19 protein-coding genes and 1 riboswitch are annotated in these 20418 nt (G+C 48.7%); of the genes, 12 read left to right on the top strand and 7 right to left on the bottom strand.

Annotated elements, in window-relative coordinates; genetic code table 11:
• The first annotated feature begins 28 nt into the window (after positions 1 to 28).
• Positions 29 to 871 (top strand): alpha/beta hydrolase-fold protein, encoded by an 843-nt coding sequence (locus P2H89_RS31885; RefSeq protein ID WP_275834915.1) that lies wholly within the window; start codon positions 29 to 31, stop codon positions 869 to 871.
• Between the two features lie 230 nt (positions 872 to 1101).
• Here the strand turns inward: P2H89_RS31885 and P2H89_RS31880 are convergent, their stop codons facing one another.
• Positions 1102 to 1806, bottom strand: a complete 705-nt coding sequence (locus P2H89_RS31880; protein ID WP_275834913.1) for a head GIN domain-containing protein — start codon at positions 1804 to 1806, stop codon at positions 1102 to 1104.
• A 33-nt stretch (positions 1807 to 1839) separates the two neighbouring features.
• A complete protein-coding gene (locus P2H89_RS31875; RefSeq protein ID WP_275834911.1) occupies positions 1840 to 2565 on the bottom strand; it encodes a head GIN domain-containing protein in 726 nt (241 codons plus the stop codon).
• A 176-nt stretch (positions 2566 to 2741) separates the two neighbouring features.
• Positions 2742 to 2859, top strand: a riboswitch (TPP riboswitch).
• Between the two features lie 67 nt (positions 2860 to 2926).
• On the opposite strand from P2H89_RS31875, the gene P2H89_RS31870 reads away from it, so the two are divergent.
• Complete coding sequence (locus tag P2H89_RS31870) at positions 2927 to 5356, top strand: TonB-dependent receptor (protein WP_275834909.1); 2430 nt, start codon at positions 2927 to 2929, stop codon at positions 5354 to 5356.
• A gap of 173 nt (positions 5357 to 5529) precedes the next feature.
• Positions 5530 to 6747, top strand: coding sequence for a PmoA family protein (locus tag P2H89_RS31865; RefSeq protein ID WP_275834907.1), 1218 nt, complete (start codon positions 5530 to 5532; stop codon positions 6745 to 6747).
• A 1-nt stretch (position 6748) separates the two neighbouring features.
• On the opposite strand, the gene P2H89_RS31860 is transcribed toward P2H89_RS31865, so the two are convergent.
• Together P2H89_RS31860 and P2H89_RS31855 are read right to left on the bottom strand one after the other, a co-directional pair.
• Positions 6749 to 7354, bottom strand: coding sequence for a Crp/Fnr family transcriptional regulator (locus tag P2H89_RS31860; protein ID WP_275834905.1), 606 nt, complete (start codon positions 7352 to 7354; stop codon positions 6749 to 6751).
• 9 nt (positions 7355 to 7363) lie between these two features.
• On the bottom strand, positions 7364 to 7963 hold the full coding sequence (locus P2H89_RS31855; protein WP_275834903.1) for a Crp/Fnr family transcriptional regulator: 600 nt from the start codon (positions 7961 to 7963) through the stop codon (positions 7364 to 7366).
• 212 nt (positions 7964 to 8175) lie between these two features.
• Here P2H89_RS31855 and P2H89_RS31850 point away from each other — a divergent pair, with 212 nt between their 5' ends.
• The 6 genes from P2H89_RS31850 (at position 8176) to P2H89_RS31825 (ending at position 12454) form a co-directional block, all read left to right on the top strand.
• Positions 8176 to 9411, top strand: a complete 1236-nt coding sequence (locus tag P2H89_RS31850; RefSeq protein ID WP_275834901.1) for an isocitrate dehydrogenase (NADP(+)) — start codon at positions 8176 to 8178, stop codon at positions 9409 to 9411.
• Positions 9412 to 9501: 90 nt separating this feature from the next.
• Positions 9502 to 9897 (top strand): hypothetical protein, encoded by a 396-nt coding sequence (locus tag P2H89_RS31845; RefSeq protein WP_275834899.1) that lies wholly within the window; start codon positions 9502 to 9504, stop codon positions 9895 to 9897.
• Positions 9897 to 10616, top strand: coding sequence for a phytanoyl-CoA dioxygenase family protein (locus P2H89_RS31840; RefSeq protein ID WP_275834897.1), 720 nt, complete (start codon positions 9897 to 9899; stop codon positions 10614 to 10616). Before P2H89_RS31845 ends, P2H89_RS31840 begins: the two co-directional genes overlap by 1 nt.
• A gap of 219 nt (positions 10617 to 10835) precedes the next feature.
• On the top strand, positions 10836 to 11270 hold the full coding sequence (locus P2H89_RS31835; RefSeq protein WP_275834895.1) for a hypothetical protein: 435 nt from the start codon (positions 10836 to 10838) through the stop codon (positions 11268 to 11270).
• 53 nt (positions 11271 to 11323) lie between these two features.
• A complete protein-coding gene (locus tag P2H89_RS31830) occupies positions 11324 to 11596 on the top strand; it encodes an acylphosphatase (protein ID WP_275834893.1) in 273 nt (90 codons plus the stop codon).
• Between the two features lie 105 nt (positions 11597 to 11701).
• Positions 11702 to 12454 (top strand): DUF1080 domain-containing protein, encoded by a 753-nt coding sequence (locus tag P2H89_RS31825; protein ID WP_275834891.1) that lies wholly within the window; start codon positions 11702 to 11704, stop codon positions 12452 to 12454.
• Positions 12455 to 12544: 90 nt separating this feature from the next.
• Here the strand turns inward: P2H89_RS31825 and P2H89_RS31820 are convergent, their stop codons facing one another.
• Entirely contained in the window at positions 12545 to 13516 is a 972-nt protein-coding gene (locus P2H89_RS31820) for an NAD-dependent epimerase/dehydratase family protein (RefSeq protein ID WP_275834889.1), read from the bottom strand.
• A 574-nt stretch (positions 13517 to 14090) separates the two neighbouring features.
• Here P2H89_RS31820 and kdsA point away from each other — a divergent pair.
• A complete protein-coding gene (gene kdsA, locus P2H89_RS31815; RefSeq protein ID WP_275834887.1) occupies positions 14091 to 14912 on the top strand; it encodes a 3-deoxy-8-phosphooctulonate synthase in 822 nt (273 codons plus the stop codon).
• 454 nt (positions 14913 to 15366) lie between these two features.
• Here kdsA and P2H89_RS31810 read toward each other — a convergent pair whose 3' ends face one another.
• Together P2H89_RS31810 and P2H89_RS31805 are read right to left on the bottom strand one after the other, a co-directional pair.
• On the bottom strand, positions 15367 to 16356 hold the full coding sequence (locus P2H89_RS31810) for an AraC family transcriptional regulator (protein WP_275834885.1): 990 nt from the start codon (positions 16354 to 16356) through the stop codon (positions 15367 to 15369).
• Between the two features lie 87 nt (positions 16357 to 16443).
• Entirely contained in the window at positions 16444 to 16665 is a 222-nt protein-coding gene (locus P2H89_RS31805) for a PspC domain-containing protein (protein ID WP_119052007.1), read from the bottom strand.
• A 166-nt stretch (positions 16666 to 16831) separates the two neighbouring features.
• On the opposite strand from P2H89_RS31805, the gene P2H89_RS31800 reads away from it, so the two are divergent.
• Both P2H89_RS31800 and P2H89_RS31795 read left to right on the top strand, forming a co-directional pair.
• On the top strand, positions 16832 to 19099 hold the full coding sequence (locus P2H89_RS31800) for an aconitate hydratase (RefSeq protein ID WP_275834881.1): 2268 nt from the start codon (positions 16832 to 16834) through the stop codon (positions 19097 to 19099).
• A 165-nt stretch (positions 19100 to 19264) separates the two neighbouring features.
• Positions 19265 to 20377, top strand: coding sequence for a glycoside hydrolase family 18 protein (locus P2H89_RS31795; RefSeq protein ID WP_275834879.1), 1113 nt, complete (start codon positions 19265 to 19267; stop codon positions 20375 to 20377).
• The last annotated feature ends 41 nt before the right edge of the window (positions 20378 to 20418 follow it).

Below are 20418 nucleotides of genomic sequence, written 5' to 3'. Positions count from 1 at the left end.
TTTTTTTACAAATTGTATTTTCAGGGTTATGAATAAGATATCGTTAATATGCCTGCTGGTCGGTGTTTGCGCCTGTAAAGCGGCCCCGAAAAAACAGCAGGATAGCCTTTACTCCCGCCACCTGCAGCGCGCTGTACAACTTACGATCTTCAATACGCCGCTGCCTGATGATAAGTCACAGCTGAATCTTCTGATCCTGAACGATGGCCAGGAAGCCGACAGGCTGCGGTTGAATGACCTGCTCGACAGTCTTTACAAAGCCAAAGCGATAAAGCCACTGGTGGTTGTAGCTGTACATAGCGGCGACCGGATGCAGGAGTATGGAGTGGCCGACAAACCCGATTTTGAACAACGTGGCAGCCGGGCAGGCTACTATGATGCGTTCGTCAACAACGAACTCTATCCTTTCATAAAAAAGAAGGCCGGCGTGCGTAAGTTCAACACAGTGGCTATAGCTGGATTTTCCCTGGGCGCGCTCTCTGCTTTCGATATTGCCTGGAACCATGCCGATAAGATCGATAAAGCCGGTATTTTCTCCGGTTCATTCTGGTGGCGCGATAAAGACCTGTCCGATACGACCTATAAGGATGATGATAACCGCATAATGATCGCGAAATTGAAAGACTCCCGCAAGAAGCCACATCAGCAATACTGGTTTTATGCCGGCGGAGCCGAAGAATCATCCGACCGGGATAAAGACGGGATCATAGATGTAGTGGACGATACCAAAGACGTGATCGCCCTGGTGCAAAAGAGAATGGGCGGCTCCGGCGATGTTCAATATGTGGAAGCACCCGCCGGCCGTCATGACTGGCCCGACTGGAGCGCTCAATTGCCCGCGTTCCTGGTTTGGGCCTTTGGCAATCAATAAATGCCAAAGAAGCTGTTACAGCGTGTTTAGGTCCCGAAAAGGCCTCAACTGGTTGGTGCTGAAGACCTCCCCCCACCAACACCCTAAGATGGCCCTGGGTTGAACGAAGGATGATGCCTGGCACACCATAGGGTAACAGGATAATTAATAAAAAAAGGGCTGACCAACAGGTCAGCCCCGAAAAGCTTTATCGTTGAATTTAAAACGCAGGAGTCGTTTTTTCCGGCTGATTACCCCCTGCGCACACTGCTGGCGCCACTTGATCTCAGGTCACGGATCACTCCATCTCCTTTGTAGTGTACACCACTGGCGCCCGAGGCCCGCACATTCAATTCCTTGTTCACGGTGATCTTGATATCGGAAGCACCGCTGGCATCAGCATCACAATTGTCCACGATCAGGTCATAACCCTTGAAATCGCTCGCACCATTGGCATCTACCTTCAGCACCGTAACCTTACCATGCACCACCGCATCGGAAGCGCCGCTCAGGCTCACATCGAGCGAATTTGCTTCGATAGCCCCTTTGAAATCACTGGCGCCGCCCATAGAGAGTACCATGTCGTTGGCCTTGATCGTACCGGTAACTACCACATCACTGGCGCCATTTGCCGTTAGCTTGTCGATGTTTTTGAAAGATACATACACCTTCAGTTTCTTGCTGCCTTTCCACCATTTACCATCATCATCGTAACTGATCTTCAACACGCCATCTTCCACTACAGTTTTGATGCGATCGCGGAACTCGGGTTTGATGGCGCTCACCGCCAGCGCTTCTTCGTCGGATTGGGAGAGGTACAGGTCAATGGCATTGGAAACGCGGATAGCGTGAAAGCTGCCTACCTGACGGGGTTGTGCGTTTTCATCCGTGATCACCTTCTGGGCCATCATGGCGAGAGGCAGGGCCATAATCAGTAAGAGAAATACCTTTTTCATGGGTTGCTCAGTTTGTATTGAGTTAGTTGAATATTATCCTTTCTTGGAAACAGATCCACCACTGCTGGTCTTTACGTTGCGGATCACTCCATTGCCTTTGTAAGAAACATAACCGCCGCTGCTCGCTTCCGCCGACATCTCTTTGTTGATCGTGATCTGCGCACCTGCACCGCTGCTCACATCTACATCGCAATTATTTACTGCGAGTTCGTAGCCATGGAAGATACTGCCGCTGCTGGCATCAACATTCAGGGTATTGGATGTACCGGAGATATTAACTACTGAACCACTGCTTAGATCGATGTCCAGACCATTGAAGGCGATGGCGCCTTTGAACACCGCACCACTCGAAACATCCATCACCAGTTTATCACCTTTCAGGTCTCCTTCTACTGCAATGCTGGAGCCGGAAGCGAGATCAATACCATCTATCTTGTCGATAGATACATACGCTACAGGGTTTTTGCCTTTGGTACCGCCACCGTTCTTCCAGAACTTCAGGGTTTCCTGTTCGTAATAGATCTTCAAAACGCCGCCTTCCACTTTGGTAACGATCTTGTCGCGGTACTCGGCCTTGGTAGCACTCACCGCTACTGCTTCGGGACCCTGACTTAAATATACTTTGATACCTGTAGATACTTTAATGGCATGAAAGCCCGATACCTGGCGCACCTGGGCCAAAGGATCATTCACTTGTTTCTGTGCCGATAATAAGAGCGAAAAAAGAATGCCGAAGCCTAACAATCCGATCTTTTTCATAATAAGCATTTTAGTATAGAGACTGCTTGATTTGTTGAATGTTGCATCCGGTCTGCCAGTAAGCCACCCGGCTGCTGTTATATAGGTGTGACGGATGCCCGCACCAGAATGTTACAATTCTTTTAAAAAAGTTTTTTTGCCTGTATCTTTGCGGTCTCTTTGGCCAAAGAGGTTTTTTCAGATTCCCGGGGTGCTTTTCTCATACTGCCCAGGCAGTATGTCTAAAGGCTGAGATTATACCCGTAGAACCTGACCAGGGTAATGCCTGCGCAGGGAAGGTAGGTCCTCTTCTATTGTCTACACTTCGCTTTCGCAGCATTTTCTCTTAAATCATTTTTTTTCACTCTAAATCTTTCCGAAGATGAGAAAAATGCTTTTGGGGATTTGCTACTTATTGATTTCCCACGGGTTATTGGCTCAACAAATTAAGGGCCACGTAACCGATGCATCCACCGGGGCACCCGTAGCAGCTGCCACCGTAGAGCTATCCAATTTTGTTACACAGGTAACCAATGAAACCGGTCAATTCAGTTTTCAACGCATCAGGCATGGCCGGTACACACTGCGCATTACCAGCGTAGGCTACCAAGCTATCGACACCACCGTTTCAACAACTGAGGCCGGTATCACGATCAAGCTTAACAAGCTCAATCTTTTCCTGCAACCGGTAGAGGTAAGGGCCATCAGGGCGGGGGAGAAGGCACCCTTCGCCAAAACCGATATCTCCAAAAAGGAGATCGAAAAGATCAATATGGGCCAGGACCTGCCCTTTATCCTCAACCAGCTGCCATCGGCTGTGGTAAGTTCCGATGCGGGCAATGGTGTAGGTTATACCGGGGTCCGTATCCGCGGTACAGATGGAACACGCATCAACGTTACCCTCAATGGAATTCCGTACAATGATGTGGAATCGCAGGGTAGCTTTTTCGTGAACATGCCCGATTTCACTTCGTCGGTCAACAATATCCAGGTACAACGAGGGGTAGGCACCTCTTCCAATGGAGCCGGCGCCTTTGGTGCTACCATCAACCTCAGCACCAATGAAACCAATACCAGGGCTTATGCTGAACTCAACAACAGCATAGGTTCGTTCAACACCTGGAAGCATACGCTCAAGGCCGGCAGCGGCCTGATCAGTGATCATTTCACGATCGACGCCCGCTTGTCTAAGATCAGTAGCGACGGTTTCGTTGACCGTGGCTCAAGTGATCTGAAGTCATTCTACCTGAGCGGAGCCTACCTTGCTGCTAAAACATCGGTACGGGTGAACGTATTTTCTGGAAAAGAAAAAACTTACCAGTCCTGGAACGGCGTGCCAGAGGCAAAACTCTATGGTGATGAAGCCCAGCTGACAGAACATTACTACAACAACCTGGGTACACTTTACTATACACAACAGGATTCAGTAAACCTGTTCACGGCCGATCCGCGCAAGTACAATTACTTTACCTACAGCAATCAAACCGACAACTACCAGCAGGATCACTACCAGGTATTCTTCAACCATGAGTTCTCCCCGAAGCTTGCCGTCAATACCGCCTTCTGGCTCACGGAAGGGAAAGGGTACTACGAAGAATACAAACCGCAGGAAAAGTACAGCTCGTATGGATTGCCCAATTATGTAGTGGGTGGTGTTACAGCAACTAAAACCGATCTCATCAGGCAGCTTTGGCTCGATAATAAATTCTATGGACAGATATTTTCGCTCCAATACAAGGCTGCAGCAGATCAGGTAACAATTGGTGGTGGTTGGAACCGGTACGATGGCAAACACTTTGGAGAGATCATGTGGGCGCAGGCCGGCATACCCAACAGGTATCGCTGGTACGACCTGAAGGCTTATAAAACGGATGTGAATGGTTACGCCAAATACCAGCATAAGTTTACAGCGAACCTCGAAGCATTTGTGGACCTGCAGTACCGCCGCGTATTGTATAATATCGGCGGCTTCCGCAAGAATCCCAACCTGAAAGTGCGCAATACCTACGATTTCTTCAATCCTAAATTGGGTATTACTTATAGCGAGGGTGGCTTCATGACCTATTTGTCTTATGCGCAGGCTAACAAAGAGCCCAATCGCGATGATTTTGAAGCCGGTGCTCAACAGCAGCCAAAGCCGGAGAAACTGCACGATTTCGAAGCTGGAATATCTCAAAGAGGCAGCTGGTATTCGTTTAGCGCCAATGGTTACTACATGCTGTACAAGAACCAACTTGTGCAAACTGGCAAGGTGAATGACGTGGGTGGCTATACCCGTACCAATGTAGATGACAGTTACCGAATAGGAATTGAGTTGCAGGGTACGGCGCAGTTGCGGCAGTGGCTACAGATAGGCGCCAATGCTACATTCAGCGGCAACCGTATCAAAAACTTTACAGAGTTCTATGACGATTACGACAACGGCGGTCAACAGGCCATCGCGCACGGCAATACCGATATCGCATTTTCGCCCAGGCTTATTGCCGGCGGCAATGTTACTTTACTGCCTGCCAAGGGCTTCGAGATAACTTTTCTTGAAAAGTACGTAGGGAAGCAATACCTCGACAATACTTCCAGTAACCAGCGTAAACTGGCTGCTTACTTTGTACAGGATGCCAGAGTATCTTATACGTTGCGTAATGTAGTTGCGAGAGAGATCGTGCTAATGGGCCAGGTAAATAACCTGTTCAACCGGAAATACAATTCGAATGGGTACACCTACAGTTACCAGTATGGTAAGGTGATCACCGAGAACTTCTATTTCCCGATGTCGGGAACCAACTTCATGCTCGCCCTCAACGTGAAGTTGTAGATAGCTCATATAGCTAATTAATCGAATGCCACAGTTTAACATCCCTGCGGGAGTTAACTGTGGCATTTTTCTGTACATTTATAGCGCACCCGTGTACAGTCAAAGCCCGGCTTTTAATGCCGCCGCCATCGATCCGTGCACCTGCAGCTAAACGACAACTAAAAGCTATTCGGATGAAAGGCATCGGCTCGCTGTGCTTACTGTTCCTGGCTACCTGCCAATGGATAACGGCTCAAACAATCCCCTTCACGATTGAAGTGAAGGCAGGGAAGTATTCCCGTTACAATACACCTGTACAAGTCAACCTCCCGAAACCGCTTCCTGTTGGAACGGTGTATCAATTGAAGAATACGAAAACAGGCAAAGCGGCGTCCGCTCAATTGCTCGACAGTGTAACACTCGTGTTCATTCTTCCCGATAGTATGGAGCCTGGCTCCTGGCACAATTATACGGTCACGAGGTTAGCTAATGGCAACGGCGTTAAACATCCAGTCACCATTGTTAAAGAGAAAAACGGCCTGCAGGTGAACGTAAAGAACAAGCCACTTTTCTTTTATCATACTACAGAGGCAATGCCGCCGGCAGATAGTCCGGCTTATTATCGCCGTAGTGGGTTCATTCATCCCTTATATAGCCCTGGTGGCCAGGTACTCACCGATGATTTCCCTGCCGGCCATACCCATCAGCATGCGATCTTCAATGCGTGGACCAAAACTACTTTCCGGCACGAGATTGTCGACTTCTGGAACCAGCATTCAAAGAAAGGTACCGTAGAGCACATCGAGGTAGACAGGGTGCGCGAAGGCCCTGTAGTGACCGAGCTGCGGGTAAAGCTGCGGCATAAAAGCCTGTTGCATGGCGAAGTGTTGAGGGAGATGTGGATCATCAGGGTGTATCCCTTCAGCGATTATTACTTATTCGACCTTATTTCGGAAGAACGCAATGTAACCACCGATACCTTGTTCCTCGAGAAATATCATTATGGGGGCATGGCATTCAGGGGGAGCAAATATTGGAATGACCACGACAAAAAGAATTTTCAAAACTACTGGCAGGTGTTGACGAGCGAGGGTATCCGTGACTCCGCCGCCAATCATACCCATGCCCGCTGGGTCGATGCGTCGGGACGGGTGAATGGCCAGGCAGCAGGCGCTACGGTGTTCGATCATCCGGTTAATTTCCGCTACCCCCAGCCGATAAGAGTGCATCCTACCATGCCGTATTGGGTTTACTCGCCAATGGTAGATGGTGGCTTCACCATCAATCCGGGTACCTGGTACCGCACGCAATACCGCTATTTCATCCATCAGCAATTGCCCGATACAGCGGGCATTGGCCGGGTTGAAAAGGATTGGGTGATCCCTCCCGATGTAAAAGTGATTGGTTTGTAGACTACTTCTTCCGTAACAGGTGTTTCAGCCTGCTAAAGGTTTCCGGTTTGATATTCAGGTAAGAGGCCAGTATCTTTTGCGGCACCCGCTGAAGCATATGTGGGTGGTTGGTGACGTAAGCAAGGAAGCGCTCGCGGGTGGTCATCTGCAATTGCTCGTAATAGCGGATATCCTTTTTCATGAACATTTGCGTTACCATCGCTCTGCCGAGCCTTTCGAGGGCTATCGATTTTTGAAGGGCTTCCTGCATGTTATCGTAGCGAAGGGAGATGAGCACAGTTGGTTCCAGGGTTTCGAGTATCAGGTCCGATGGGGTGCGGGTATGAAAAGATATTTCGGATTGTACGATATGCCCTTCGGTGGCCAGCTGCAGGGTACATTCTCCCTTTTTGGTGGTGATATATTTCCTGACCATGCCTTTCATAACGATGCTGAGGGAGTCATCCACCTCGCCCTGATGAAGGATCACCGTTTTTTTATCGTAGGCGCAAAGTTCCAGGTAGGGCGATAACAGGTCAAAATCATGGCGGCTTAGTTCCATGAAGCGCTGGAGATAAACAAAAACGTGTTCCAGATAGCTTTTAATATCCAACTTTCTCTCTCTCATTCCGTGGGGTTAGTTCGCTGCAGACGTCTCTGCAATCCTTTTAGACAAATAATGCTTTAAACGGCTAAATGTTTCAGGTTTAATGTTAAGATAGGAAGCCAGATATTTTTGCGGCACCCGGCGGAAGAGATCGGTATTTTCCAATACAAACCGCACGAACCGCTCTTTGGTATCGTAACGGATCCTGTCAAGCTCCCAATATTCTTTTTGCAGGAAGAGATCGGTGATGAGCAGTCGCCCCAGCGTTTCCATTCTTGGATACTGCTGGTAAAGCCTTTCCATTTCGTTTTTGTGCAGGGATAGGAGGATGGAAGGTTCAATAGTTTCCACGACATAAGTCGAGGGCATCGTAGTAAAAAATGACACAGAAGAGCAAATGAGTTCGCCTTCCCGGGCCAGTTGGGTAATTACTTCCTGGCCTCCTTTATAAAAAAATTTGCGTAGTAAACCTTTGTTGATGAAATGCAGGTAGTCTTCGGTTTGTCCGGGTTCGATGAGGCGCACCTTTTTGTCGTAAGAACGTACTTCCATTACCTTGGTAAGGGCTGCCAACTCATCCGGTGAAAGGGTCATGAAACGGCCGATATACTTTTGTAACATATTCAGCATACGCGCAAGTTAAAGGTTATCAAACTATATATACACCGCACGGGGGATCGGGTAGCCATTTCCTTCGAAAAATACGTGTAATTACGTAATGACCCAAAATTACCAACTCTCCTGTACCTTCCTGCCCTGCTTCCCGGCACTAAATGCACTTTGTGTATTTTCTGCATTTACTGTAGGTTTGCAAACCTTAACATAGCTTAAAATTTCAGCAAATGCCAAAAAAAATTAAAGTAGCGAATCCTGTTGTAGAACTGGATGGTGACGAGATGACCCGCATCATCTGGAAATTCATTAAAGATAAACTGATCCTGCCCTACATAGATGTTGATATTAAGTACTATGACCTGGGTGTTGAGCACCGCGATGCAACCAACGATCAGGTGACCATCGATGCCGCCAATGCCATCAAACAGTACGGAGTAGGTATCAAGTGCGCTACGATTACACCCGATGAAGCCCGGGTAAAAGAATTTAGCCTGAAGCAAATGTGGAAGAGCCCCAACGGTACCATCCGTAACATCCTGGACGGAACCGTATTCCGCGAGCCGATCGTTATCAATAATATCCCCCGCCTGGTTACCAACTGGACAGCCCCCATCATTGTAGGCCGTCACGCCTTTGGCGACCAATATCGCGCGACAGATACCGTTATCAAAGGTAAGGGTAAATTAACTATGACCTTTACCCCCGAAGGCGGTGGTGAGCCCCAGACCTTTGAAGTGTTCAATTTCAAGGGCGATGGCGTGGCTATGACCATGTACAATACCGACGAAAGCATCATCGGCTTTGCCCGCAGCTGCTTTAACATGGCCCTGGCCAAAAAATGGCCCCTCTACCTCAGCACCAAGAACACCATCCTCAAAAAGTACGATGGCCGATTCAAGGATATCTTCGAAGACATCTACCAAAACGAGTTTAAAGCCCAGTTCGAGGCAGCGGGTATCGTTTATGAGCACCGCCTTATCGACGACATGGTGGCTTCTGCCCTCAAATGGAACGGGAACTTCGTATGGGCCTGTAAGAACTATGACGGCGACGTACAGAGCGATACTGTAGCACAAGGCTTTGGATCACTGGGTCTCATGACCTCTGTACTCGTTACCCCCGACGGCAAAACGATGGAAGCGGAAGCTGCCCACGGTACCGTAACCCGCCACTACCGCGACCACCAGGCCGGCAAGCCTACCAGCACCAATCCCATCGCGTCTATTTTCGCGTGGACAAGGGGTCTGGCATTCCGCGGCAAGCTCGACGGCAACCAGGAGTTGATCGACTTCTGTAACGCTATCGAAGCCGTTTGTATCGAAACCGTAGAAAGCGGTAAGATGACTAAAGACCTGGCTGTTTGCGTTCATGGCAACAAGGTGAAACACGGAGAACATTTCCTGTACACCGAAGAGTTCCTGGAAGCCATCGACCAGAACCTGAAAAAGAAAGCTGGATTGTAATTGATCCTTATTGAATACTTTTGAAAGCGTTCCGCCCGGTGGAACGCTTTTTTTTATTAGCTTAACGGGCACAAATACCCTAGTCTGATTATGAACACCAGGATCCGAACACTTATTCCATTGCTGCTAATTGGCGGATTTGTCATTTTTTCCTGGGTCATATTCTTGTCAACTGACTATCAACCCGTTTTCCAACACTATCTGACACTGTTACTTTTTGCGCCGCTGGTGTACCTTTTTTTCACCCGTCTTAAATGGGCTACTGTGCTTACAGGAGTATTCCTGCTCCTCGCCACTATAAATCTGCTGCCATTAACTCCTGGAATAGAAACTACGTGGGTGTCCATTGGGAAAGTGATTTTGCCGTCCTTTCAATTCTTCGGATTGATGATCCTGATTGTGTATGCAATTCTCAATTTTGATGTGCTGACAGAGATATATTTGGACTATAAAGACGCGAAAAGCCACAAGGAGACCAGAAAATAATGCAACAATATTATCCAACCCTTCAGCAATTTGAGCAGGATGGCTATGCTGTGGTCAATGAAATATTCAGCGAAGACGAAGTGGCAGCCATCATAGCCATCATCGACCAGGCCGACCACTCGAGCCCCGTATTCCGCAAAACCAGCGAGCTCTTTGCCATCCGGCAATTTCTTAAAGAGCTGCCTGCTGTAGGATCCTATATTTTTACGGAGAAACTCACAAATGTCATTCGCTCACTATTTGGTGAAGTTTATTTCGCAGTAAAGTCGATCTACTTCGACAAGCCCGGGCAATCCAATTGGTTTGTTGCCTGGCATCAGGACCTTACCATATCGGTAGCAGACAAAGCTGAGGTGGCCGGCTTTGGACCCTGGACGGTGAAACAAAACCAATTTGCCGTACAACCGCCGCTGGAAATACTACAACAGAACTTTACCATTCGCATACATCTCGATGATACCAATAAAGACAATGGCGCACTCCGCGTAGTACCCGGCTCTCATAAAAAAGGTATTTACCGACCCGAGACCATCGATTGGTCGATAGAAACAGAAGTTACCTGCGAGGTGCAGCGCGGTGGTATTATGTTCATGCGGCCACTGTTGTTGCATGCCTCCAATCGTACCGCCAACAACGCCCGGCGGCGCGTAGTGCACATCGAGTTTAGTAAAACGGCCTTGCCGCAACCGCTGCAATGGTCGGAGGTATTGCCTGCATAGCATACCGTTTCAAACTGGCAAATCCATTCGAAGATGGGAAGTCCACCGTTATTAGCGTCCACTACGGCAGAAGCGGTAGCTGTGCCTGAAGACCTTTTGCAAAATGATTATTACTGACTGTTGCCAATCATCCCCAGATTGCCCGGCCCGCCACTAAAGCATTGATACCGTGCATGGCAAAGGATTTGAGCATTCATCCATAAGTTCAAAAAGATTATTATGGAAGCAAGTATCTATGAATTTTTTGCCGCGTACGAAAAACGTTTCAACGATGCACTGAAGGGCGAAACAGATGTGGAAGGGACCGCTGCCGCCTTTGCTCCTTTTTTTGTTGAAGCCAGCCCTGCCGGTATTCATGGTGGCAGTAACGACCAGGAGTTTCGTAAGAAGATACCACAAGGGATGGATTTCTATCGCCAGATAGGAACTTATTCGATGGAGATCTTGTCGCAGGATGTAACAGAACTCGACGACCTGCACTATATGGTAAAAGTGCATTGGAAAGCAGCTTATAAGAACAAGGACAATACCGACCTTGCCATTGAGTTCGATGTCATCTATTTCCTGCAAACCCGCGATGATGAATGGAAGGTATTTGCCTACATCACAGGCGATGAAGACAAGGTAATGCGGGAGCATGGATTGATACAGTGATCAGGTACATCGCCGTAAGCCCCCGGCCTCCTGGCATTTCGTATCTTGCCGGCATGTTACAAACTGTCACCATCCTGGTATCCGGCAAAGTTCAGGGTGTCTATTACCGGCAAAGTACGCGGGAAAAGGCCCTGGAACTGGGGCTCACCGGTACCGTAAAAAACCAGCCCGATGGCAGCGTGCTGATCCATGCCTCGGGGCCGGCACAACTCGTCAACCAGCTGATAGCCTGGTGCAGACAGGGCCCTGACCGGGCAATAGTTAGCAGTGTAGAAGTGACAACCATTGAACCATTGGCTTTTCTGGGGTTTACCATAGTACGGTAGATGTAGTGCGGTATTTTGTTAACCGTATGCCATTGCTCCCGCCAACGATTGTTGATTCGCTACATTTCCCTATCTTGATCCCCTATTCCTAAAAATATTTGTACCATGACCCAACGATTATTGCTGACTGCCTGCCTCGTATCTGTGGCCGCATTGGCACAGGCCCAAAAAGTGAACAGAACTGGCGGTGATCCCAAATTATCAGAATACTGGGAACCCGAAGTAAAAGTAGTGGCGCCAGGCAAATCAGCTGCCGACGCACCGGCTGATGCCATCGTATTGTTCAATGGCGCCGATGCCAGCGCCTGGGAAGCGAAAGGCGGCGGCGCTATCAAATGGAAAGTGGAGAACGGAGCCATGACAGTAACCGGCGGCTCCGGCGAAATTCATACCAAACAGGGCTTCGGCGATTGCCAGCTGCACATTGAATGGAGAACACCCGATGTAGTGAAAGGAGATGGGCAGGGTCGTGGCAACAGCGGCATATTCCTCATGGGTAAATATGAGTTGCAGGTACTCGATTCGTACAACAACAGAACTTATTCGAACGGACAGGCAGCAAGCATCTACAAGCAACTGCCACCCATGGTAAACGCCAGCCGCGGACCCGGCGAATGGCAAACCTATGACGTGATCTTCACTGCACCTGTATTCTATCCTGATGGCAACGTGAAATCACAGGCCCGTATTACTGTCATACACAATGGCGTGCTGGTGCAAAATAATGCAACCATCTGGGGCGCCACCCAATACGTGGGTATTGCCAATTACGAAAAACATGGCGATAAGGAATCGATCATACTGCAAGACCATGGCAATCCTGTCAGCTACCGGAATATCTGGATCAGACCGCTCTAAGCGCTACAGCCAAATTCAAATAAATAAAAAGTAAAAGGGTTAAAGTTTCTGCTTTAACCCTTTTACTTTTATTGAAGAGCAGTGTTGCTCTTATGATTTTATACCCACACCACCACGTTCGATCTTCAGGTTATCGAGCATATCCTTGGTCATCTTGGCAAGGTCATATTCAGGTTTCCAACCCCAGTCTTTCGAAGCAACGGAGTCATCGATACTCGCCGGCCAGCTGTCGGCAATTGCCTGGCGGTAATCGGGTTGACAGTCGAGCTTGAAATCTGGAATATGCTTCTTGATCTCGGCGCCGATCTCCTTTGGAGAGAAGCTCATCGCAGACAGGTTATACGAATGACGGATATTGATCCTGGCGGCCGGAGCTTCCATCAGCTCAATGGTGCCGCGAATGGCATCGGGCATATACATCATCGGCAGGTAGGTATCTTCTTTCAGGAAGGCTGTGTATTTCTTCTCTTCCAGCGCCTCATGGAAAATTTCCACTGCATAATCGGTAGTGCCACCACCGGGAGCCGATTTATAGCTGATCAAACCAGGATAGCGGATACTCCGCACATCCACGCCAAAGCGCTGGTGATAATAGTTACACCAGAACTCGCCGGCATACTTACTGATACCGTACACGGTAGCAGGCTCAATGATCGTTTGCTGCGGGCAGTTCTGTTTGGGGGAAGTGGGACCAAATACAGCAATGCTGCTGGGCCAATACACTTTATAGATCTTTTCTTCACGCGCAATGTCCAATACGTTCAGCAAGCCCTGCATATTGAGATTCCACGCCAGGTTGGGATTCTTTTCGCCGGTGGCCGACAGGATCGCCGCCAACAGGTAGATCTGGGTGATGCTTTGACGGATCACCTGCACATGCAGCATCTCCTTATTCATTACATCGATACTTACATAGGGGCCGGTTCCTTTCAGCAGGTCATTTTCTTCCCGCAGGTCCGATGCGATCACATTTGCATTGCCATATATCTTACGAAGGGCCAGCGTGAGTTCCACACCGATCTGCCCGGAAGCGCCAATAACGAGAATTCTTTCGCGGATCATAATAGGGTTTGCATTTTAATGGCAGCAAAAAAACGCAAAATTTCAATGGAAACCATAAAATACTGAGCCCGTCCGTCCGAATTATCAGCAGACCGCTCCTTAACTTGAACCGCGCCAGCCGTGCACCCGGTTGCGCGGTCGATCCTTACTGTGTACTTAATACGAAATGGCCTCATTCGGGCAGTAACGCTGTCCATCGCCAAGCGTCCCCCATCGCGCATGAATTGCCTGCAACCAAATAGCAGTTGCCGGTTGGTTTAAGCGATCGTTACCTTACTATCGATTGAATGTAATAGGATGCTGCGTTCCTGCAATGTAGGCACAGCAAATGTGCGACACATCTATTAAGAGACGCTGCATCTCCGCTGTAATAGGGCGCAAACCAGGGTGGTGGGGCGGCTTCTTTGGTAACCGATTCGGGACCTAAACCGGGACCAGAGGCCAGCTTCCAGTAACGGGAAGGCCACACCTGCAAGACCTGGGGTGAAAGGGCCGCCAGCAAGCCATTGGCACCGAAATCGACATGCCGTTGATGCACTGCGGCCGGATGCCCCTGCTTTCGTATCTTTGCGCCATGGAAAAAATGCTTAAAGACCTGTTTGCCAATCAACAGTACGACGAGAACAACTTTTTTCTGATAGCCGGCCCCTGTGTGGTGGAAAGCGAGGAATTATTGCTGGAGGTAGCCGATAAAGTAAGCGGCATCTGTAAAAATCTGGGTATCCCTTACGTATTTAAGTCTTCTTACCGGAAGGCGAACCGCACCAGCGCCTCTTCCTTTACAGGCCTGGGCGATGAAGTAGCGCTCCAGCTCCTCAAAAAGACAGGCGAAAAATACAAGTTGCCGGTAACCTCCGATGTGCATGCGCACGACGAAACTGCCCTTGCTGCCAAATACATCGACATATTGCAGATACCGGCCTTCCTGTGCCGCCAAACCGACCTGCTGGTGGCTGCGGCCGAAACCGGCAAGATCGTAAACGTGAAAAAGGGCCAGTTTGTAAGCGGCCCCTCCATGAAGTTTGCGGCAGAAAAGATCCGCAAAGCGGGCAATGATAAAGTGATCCTTACCGAGCGTGGCAATACTTTCGGTTACCAGGATCTGGTGGTAGATTACCGCAATATTCCCTGGATGAAGGAGCACGGCGCTCCCGTGGTAATGGATTGCACGCACAGCCTGCAGCAGCCCAACCAAACCTCGGGCGTAACAGGCGGTAACCCCCAGCTCATAGGTACTATAGCCAAAGCGGCTATCGCATCCGGAGCTGATGGCCTATTCATCGAAACGCACCCCAACCCTGCGGTTGCGAAGAGTGATGGCGCCAATATGCTGAAGCTCGACCTGCTCGAAGGAGTATTACAGCAACTGGTAAAGTTGCGCAAAGCGGTGATCTAAGTCGAAGAAATAATACCTGACAGGATAGGTAGGGTAAACAGCGCATGGCGCTGCAGCTGCTACTAAAAAAGAAAAAGCTACTCTTTGCGGAGTAGCTTTTTTCTCATGTGAATGTATAGCACTTTAAAAATCTGTCCAGTAAAAAAGCTTCCACGGAGGAAGCTTCAATGAGTTTTCAAAGGTAATTCCGTGGTTTCAGTCAGTACAAAAGACCAGCGGTGGTTTTCCATAGTTTCTGCAGGATCAAAAACGGGACTTCAGCTCAAAACCGTTCAGTGGTCGTTTATGTATACAAAACTATACCCGAAATGCGGGTTCATCTAACTGATATCGGTACAATGCTAACTATAAAGTATTTACACAATCGTTTGCACGATAATTTAACTAACGTTAGCTGTTGTTAATAGTTCGAAAGTGTTTGTTAAAGGACGGACCCGAGCAATACTTTTCATTTTCAGGATAGCAGCTGACTGGGCAATACACCAAATTCTTTTTTGAATGCGATGGTGAAATTGCTCAGGTTGGCATAACCCAGTTCCATGGCCACTTCTTTCACTGAGTATTTTTTTGTGAGCAATTTATCCTGGGCAGCCTGCATACGGGCTTTCTGGTAATACTCGTAAATAGGATAACCATACATCGTTTTGAAGTCCTTTTTCAACTTCGATTCACTGATGGAAACCATCTTAGCGAGCTGTTGTATAGAGGGGGCGGGTTGAAAGATGTCTTTGGTCAGTATTCCTTCGATCTGCATCACCCGGTTAATGTCCTCCTGCGAGAGCGGAATGCGGAAGGTAGGATTGTTCATTTTGTCGAGCAGGTGCAGGAAAAACCGTTCGATCATCAGCATGATCCTGTTTTGGATGATCGTTAACCGGAGGGGATTGTCTTCTTCCACATCGAGAATGGTACGCATCCACTGACGGTATTTGCTGTCGAGCGGTTCGATATTGAAGTTCTCCGCCTTGAGTGAAATGTAGGTGGAGAGCACGTCTTCAACAGTATGGATGTCGAGGTATTTGGCCAGCCATTCTTTGTTGAACAGTACAGCGATGGAGTGGAAATGACTGCTTGCCGTGCCAAGATACGACCAGTCGAAATGCGAACTGGTGAGGTAGGCGATCGACTTGCTGGTATTGCTCTCCTTCACCTTTTCATCGTCGATGGTGATAATAAGGCTGCCGGGTATGGCGAGTTCATCGAACCGAAGCGTATAGAATTCTCCATTAATGCTTCGTTTTCGGTGGATCAGCCAATCCATGTTCCACTTGCAATTGGTAATACAGGCATGTAATCCATTGGGCAATGGCAGAAACATGAAATTGCCATCCGCCACTTCAGGAGGAAAAACTACCTGGTTATTCTCTACCGGCACGCCAAGCTGCTCGGAAAGTTTGAGCAATAACTGCTCATAATCTGTCGTGTTGTAATCAAACTGAAACAAAATACAGGCTTTACAATGTGAATTAAGCAATACAATTCAATCACAGGATGAAAGCTGTTAAGTCGGTTGGATACAGAGATGTACTTGTTATTGGTATTTCAATGGGTTACGGCGCACGGATAAGATGTACCGCTTGATGTTCATCCAGAATGCCAATACAAAGTATACGATAAGGGGGGATCCCATGGTCAGGAAAGAGATATATACAAACCAGGTACGAATGCGTGAGGTGGCAATGCCCATGCGCTCACCAATAGCGGTGCAAACGCCGTAAGCCTGCCATTCGATAAAAAATCTCAAACGATTCATAATACTAATTTATACATTTTAAATCAATGTCCTAGCCCCTGTTTATCCCAATAATTTATTTTTTAGGTAAATTGCACCGATTTTATGCGACCGGTACGTTTATGACGGGATTTGAGATGATAGGGTTGTAAGGGTGATCGTATAATTAAAATATAAAATATTTAACATGGTTTTTGATCTGGATCTAATCAAAAAGCTTTACGCGGCCATGCCTTCGCACATCGCAGAGGCCCGTAAGCTGACAGGCAAGCCCCTCACATTGGCAGAAAAGATTTTGTACTCCCACCTGTTTGAGCGCGCAAAGAGAGCTTATGAGCGTGGCAAGGATTATGTAGATTTCGCTCCAGACCGCGTTGCGATGCAGGATGCCACCGCACAGATGGCCCTGCTGCAGTTTATGACCTGCGGCCGCTCTCAGGTAGCTGTACCTTCTACCGTACACTGCGATCACCTTATCCAGGCCAAGACAGGTGCTAACGAAGACCTTAAAACAGCATTGGATGTAAATAAAGAGGTATATGACTTTTTAGCATCCATTTCCAATAAATACGGTATCGGGTTCTGGAAACCAGGCGCCGGTATCATTCACCAAGTAGTTTTGGAAAATTATGCATTCCCCGGCGGTATGATGATCGGTACCGATTCTCACACCCCCAATGCAGGTGGCCTCGGTATGGTGGCTATCGGTGTAGGTGGTGCGGATGCGGTAGACGTAATGGCTGGCCTGGCCTGGGAGCTTAAAATGCCCAAACTGATCGGTGTAAAACTGACGGGTAAGCTGAGCGGCTGGACTTCTGCCAAAGACGTTATTCTCCGTGTAGCGGGTATCCTTACCGTAAAAGGTGGTACCGGTGCAATCGTTGAATATTTCGGTGAAGGCGCCGACAGCCTGAGTGCTACCGGTAAAGGAACCATCTGTAACATGGGTGCCGAGATCGGTGCAACCTGCTCCGTATTCGGTTACGACAAGAAGATGGCCGATTACCTTATTGCTACCGGCCGTGCCGAAGTAGCTTCCCTGGCTGATGGTATTCGCGAGCACCTGCGTCCCGATGCAGAAGTGTACGCTGATCCTGCCAGGTATTACGACCAGCTGATCGAGATCAACCTCGATGAACTGGAGCCTCATGTAAACGGTCCGTTCACGCCGGATCTGGCATGGCCTATCAGCAAATTTGCTGAAGCGGTGAAAGCCAACAACTGGCCCGAGAAACTGGAAGTTGCCCTCATCGGCTCCTGCACCAACTCTTCTTATGAAGACATCAGCCGTTCTGCTTCACTGGCAAAACAGGCTATCGATAAAAAATTAAAGACAAAGGCCGAGTTCACCATTACACCCGGTTCTGAAGTAGTTCGTTATACCATCGAGAAAGACGGATTCTTGAAGACTTTCGATCAGATCGGTGGTATTGTACTGGCGAATGCCTGCGGTCCCTGTATCGGTCAGTGGGCCCGTCACATCGACGATCCCAACCGCAAGAACTCGATCATCACTTCCTTCAACCGCAACTTTGCAAAACGTAATGATGGTTACGCTTCTACCCACGCATTCGTGGCATCGCCCGAGCTGGTAACTGCGTTCGCCATTGCCGGTAACCTTACCTTCAACCCGTTGAAGGATAAGCTCACCAATACAGAAGGCAAAGAAGTGATGCTCGATGAGCCTACTGGTGTTGAACTGCCTCCCAAGGGCTTCTCTGTCGACGATCCCGGTTACCAGGGTCCTGCTGCCGATGGTACCGGTGTTCAGGTAATTGTAAAGTCCGATTCTCAGCGTCTGCAACTGCTCGAGGCATTCACGCCCTGGGAAGGTACCGACCTGAAAGGATTGAAGCTCCTCATCAAGGCAAAGGGAAAATGTACTACCGACCATATCTCTATGGCGGGTCCCTGGTTGAAGTTCCGTGGTCACCTCGATAACATCAGCAACAATATGCTGATCGGCGCGATAAACTTCTTCAACGATAAAACCGATTCTGTAAAGAATGAGCTGACTGGCGAATACGGTCCTGTTCCTGCTACACAGCGTGCTTACAAGGCCGCTGGTATCGGTTCAGTAGTAGTAGGTGATGAAAACTATGGTGAGGGCAGCAGCCGTGAGCACGCGGCCATGGAGCCCCGTCACCTCGGTGTTCGCGCCATCGTAGTACGGAGCTTTGCCCGTATCCACGAAACCAACCTGAAGAAACAGGGTATGCTGGCACTTACTTTCGCCAACAAGGAAGACTACGACAAGATCCAGGAAGATGATTCTTTCGACATCACAGGTCTCACCAGCTTCGTGCCCGGTAAGTCGCTTACCCTCGTTGCCAACCACAAGGATGGCAGCAAGGACAGCATCACACTGAACCATACCTACAATGAACAACAGATCGAGTGGTTCAAAGCAGGTGGTGCGCTCAACGTGATCCGCAAGCAGTTTGCAGGTAATTAATGAATAATTACATCGAGCTATACAGGGCCAGCCGTACCGGTTGGCCCTTTTTGTTTTGTGTAGCCATGAGTCGCCACTGGCCAGGGGCTGTTGATTGCGGAGAATTGTGCAACCAATACATTACAAACGGCGTGTAGCGGGCACATTAATTATGTAAATTCATGTATGATGCGACACCTTCTTACCAACCTGCTCTTCCTGCTATTGATCTTTAACGCTGCCCAGGCAAGGCAGTCTAAACGAACTGATGCTAGAAGACCTTTGGCCGTACTGGCCTATTACTCGGGTAATGCCACAGAGATCGATCAGTACAACGTACAACAGCTTACCCACATCATCTATAGTTTCTGCCACCTCAAAGAGAACAAGCTGTTTGTAGGCAATGGCGAACCTATTATCAGGAAGCTGGTGTCGCTGAAGGACAAGAACCCATCTTTGAAAATACTGCTCTCCCTGGGCGGCTGGGGCGGCTGTAAGACCTGCTCGGATGTATTTGCAACCGCCGAAGGGAGAAATGAGTTTGCCCAATCGGTAAAAGAGTGGACCGATAAACTCGGTACCGATGGCATCGACCTCGACTGGGAATATCCCGCTATTGAAGGCCATCCCGGCCATCCGTACAAGGAAGCCGACAAGTCCAATTTCACTGAGCTGGTGATCGCCCTGCGCAAAGCCCTCGGCAAAAAACAGGAGATCAGCTTTGCCGCAGGAGGTTTCCCTAAATTCCTGGAAGAATCGATCGAATGGAAGAAAGTAATGGCCGTGGTGGATAGGGTCAATATTATGAGCTACGACCTCGTCAATGGATTTAGTACAGTGACTGGTCACCACCCGGGGCTATATTCCACAGCCGGTCAAAAGGAGTCGGCCGATAATGCCGTGCAGTACTTGTTGTCGCTGGGCATCCCCGCCAATAAACTAGTGATCGGTGCAGCCTTCTATGCGCGTGTTTTCGATGGGGTAGATAGTGTGAACAATGGTCTTTATCGCGCCACCAAATTCAAGAGCTTTGTTCCGTACAGAACCTTCCCGAAAAACATAACGGCCGAACAGGGTTACACTTTCTATTGGGATGATGTAGCCAAGGCGCCCTACGCTTATAATGCTGCTCAAAAGCTGTTTGCTACTTTCGACGACAGTACTTCCATCGACCTTAAAACAAAGTATGCGCTCGATAAAGGCCTTAATGGCATCATGTTCTGGGAGCTCACCCTCGATAAGCCCGAACATGGACTGCTCGAAGCGATCGACCAGGCAAGGCGCCGGAAGAAGAAATAGCACTCTACTAAAAAAGTGGGGTAAATGAAGTTTTAATGCGT

It is taken from the genome of Paraflavitalea sp. CAU 1676 (assembly GCF_029223285.1).
Lineage (GTDB): Bacteria > Bacteroidota > Bacteroidia > Chitinophagales > Chitinophagaceae > Paraflavitalea.
Note: the sequence above shows the minus strand (reverse complement) of the source record. Positions and strands in the feature narration are given on the sequence as shown.